A 2,112-nucleotide genomic window follows, 5' to 3' on the forward strand; every position below is an offset into this window, starting at 1 on the left:
CTCCTTCGAATTGAAGAAGCGGCCGTCCGTCACGCTTTCAAGCAGCTTATTCCGCCGGCATCGCGACCGGGCGCGCAAAAACACGGCCCGCCAGCACGATACCCAGGCCCACGATCGGAAACACCGCGGCGATCAGGCCGAGATCGGCCGGCGCGCCGAAGCGCAGCACGGCGGCGCCGACCACAGCGCCCAAAGCGACGCCGAAATAGAGCGCCGAGGCATTGAGCGACAAGACAATGGGCGCGGCGTCGGGCGCGATCTTGAGGATGCGGCTCGCCTGCGCCGGCGGGAAGGCCCAGCCGACAATGCCCCAAGGCACCATCATACCCATCAGCGCCGGTCCGGCGATCGAATGCGGCAGGAAGGCCGGGATCAGCGAGAAGGTGGCGAGCGTCGCGGCCGACAGCGTCAGCGACCAGGCGACGGTGCGGGTCGCGCCGAAGCGGTCGGCGGCCTGGCCGCCGGCGATATTGCCGATGACGGCGCCGACGCCGAAGGCGAGCAGCATGCCGGGCAGCGCGATCGGCGAGAGCCCGCCACCCTGAAGGGCCAAGGGCGCGATGAAGGCGAAGACGGTGAAGGCGCCGACCAGCGCAAGCGTCGTCGTCAGCAGGATCGGCATTACGCCGGGGCGAACAGCCGCCGCCAGCCTGCGCTTCAGTGGCAGCCTGGTGCCGATGATGCCGCGCGGCAGCCGCCACCACAGGATCGCGCCGGACAGCGCGCCGAGCGCGGCGATGGCGAAGAACGTGCCGCGCCAGCCGGCGACAGCTGCGACCAGGGCGCCGAGCGGCGCGCCGACGGCGACGGCCACCGTGGTGCCACCGACGACAACGGCAATGGCGCGGGCCCGGTGATGGTCATCGACCAGCGCCACGGCCGTCCCCTGCGCTGTCGCGGCGAACAGGCCGGACGAAAGCGCCATGACGATGCGGGCGATCAAAAGCAGTTCGAAGGACGAGCTCAGCGCGGCGACGATGTTGCCGATGACGAAGAATACCAGCGTCCACAGGATGACGCGCCGCCGGTCCCATTCGCCGGTCAGCGTCGCCAGCACGGGTGCGCCGATGGCGTAGGCGAGCGCGAAGGCGGTGATCAGCGAGCCGGCGAGCGGCACGGATATGCCGGCATCGGATGCAATGTCGGGAAGAAGGCTTGAGATGACGAAGCCTTCGGTCGAGATCGCAAACGATCCGAGCGCCAGCCAGAAGATCCGCTTGTCCATGGGATTTGTCCTTAGTTCAAAAGTTATTGAACAATTGGACATAACAGGGCATAATGTCAACCGAGCCGGGAGAAAATAGCTGAACCCTGCTGACAGCCCTGTGACAGGACGCGGCCGAAAGAAGAGCCTATGTCGGTCGGCAGAAAGAGGAGCCGCGTTGAAGTTCGTGCCGTTTGTGCTTAATTCTGGGTCATGAGCCTGCCCCATCCAACCGCCGACCAGATCAGCCTGCCGATCGTGCTTGCCGTGCTCGGCGACCCGACCCGGCTTTCCATCGTGCGCTATCTGGCTCGCAAGGAAGGCGTGCCGATGAACTGCAGCAAGTTTCTCGACCTCGCCTCCAAGACCAATCTCAGCTACCACCTCGCCAAGCTGCGCGAGGCGGGTGTCACGCGCAGCGAAGCGGTCGGCACCAGCCGGCTGATCACGCTGCGCCGCGACGACCTCGACAAGCGTTTCCCCGGCCTGCTCGACAGCGTGATCGCCGCGGCTGACGGCGACAAGGATCTGCCGGCGGTCGGCACCGCCGAAGTCGAGGGTTCGGCCTGAACCGCATGCGCATCGCTGTTATCGCTGACATCCATGGCAACCTCCTGGCATTGGATGCCGTGCTCGACGATCTGGACCGGCGCGGCGGCGCCGACATCATCGTCGATCTCGGCGACTGCGTCTCCGGCCCGCTCTGGCCGCGCGAGACGATGGAACGGTTGCAGGCGCTGAACCTGCCAACGGTACGCGGCAACCACGACCGCCGCGTCGCGCAGGACACGGCCGACGAAACCATGTGGCCCTCCGATCGCTATGCCCAGGAACGGCTGACTCCGGCGCAGCGCCAGGCGCTACTGGCCTTGCCGCTGACATTGGAGATCGCGCCCGGTGTCACCGCC

3 protein-coding genes are annotated in these 2,112 nt (G+C 67.0%); 2 read left to right on the forward strand and 1 reads right to left on the reverse strand.

Annotated elements, in window-relative coordinates; genetic code table 11:
- Nucleotides 1-46: 46 nt before the first annotated feature.
- Nucleotides 47-1,225, reverse strand: a complete 1,179-nt coding sequence (locus tag EOA27_RS33385; protein WP_126081736.1) for an MFS transporter — start codon at nucleotides 1,223-1,225, stop codon at nucleotides 47-49.
- 192 nt (nucleotides 1,226-1,417) lie between these two features.
- Between EOA27_RS33385 and EOA27_RS33390 the strand changes: the two genes are divergently transcribed.
- Nucleotides 1,418-1,774 carry a helix-turn-helix transcriptional regulator gene (locus EOA27_RS33390; RefSeq protein ID WP_127258404.1) on the forward strand — a complete coding sequence of 119 codons (357 nt, stop codon included), beginning with the start codon at nucleotides 1,418-1,420 and terminating at the stop codon, nucleotides 1,772-1,774.
- 5 nt (nucleotides 1,775-1,779) lie between these two features.
- Nucleotides 1,780-2,112 (forward strand): metallophosphoesterase (locus tag EOA27_RS33395; RefSeq protein WP_145970722.1); only part of this gene is annotated, 333 nt, incomplete at its 3' end.

It is taken from the genome of Mesorhizobium sp. M2A.F.Ca.ET.037.01.1.1, from assembly GCF_003998075.1.
Classification (GTDB): domain Bacteria; phylum Pseudomonadota; class Alphaproteobacteria; order Rhizobiales; family Rhizobiaceae; genus Mesorhizobium.